Here is a 543-nt window from a genome sequence, read left to right on the forward strand (position 1 = left end):
GAAGATGGCGTTACTACACAATTAGATTTATCTGCAATCATAGCAAACCTGGAAGCTTTAACAACATTGGTGGATAATAATGACGGAACATTAACTTACACCGATGAAGATGGAAACCCAACTATTTTAGATGTTGCTAACTTGGAAACATTAACATCCATTGCTTTAAATGCCGATAACACAAACATCGATTATACAGACGAAGACGGCGTTACTACACAATTAGATTTATCTGCAATCATAGCGAACCTGGAAGCTTTAACAACTTTAGTTGACAACAACGACGGAACATTAACTTACACCGATGAAGATGGAAACCCGACTGTTTTAGATGTTGCTAACTTGGAAACATTAACATCCATTGCTTTAAACACAGATAATACAAACATCGATTATACGGATGAAGATGGCGTTACTACACAATTAGATTTATCTGCAATCATAGCAAACCTGGAAGCTTTAACAACATTGGTGGATAATAATGACGGAACATTAACTTACACCGATGAAGATGGAAACCCAACTATTTTAGATGTTGCTAAC

General features: G+C 36.1%; 1 pseudogene. It reads left to right on the top strand.

Going from position 1 to position 543, the window contains the following annotated elements:
- Nucleotides 1-543: pseudogene (locus ACVCXO_RS12135) on the top strand (hypothetical protein); the annotation flags it as partial.

It is taken from the genome of Lacinutrix sp. MEBiC02404 (assembly GCF_053601575.1).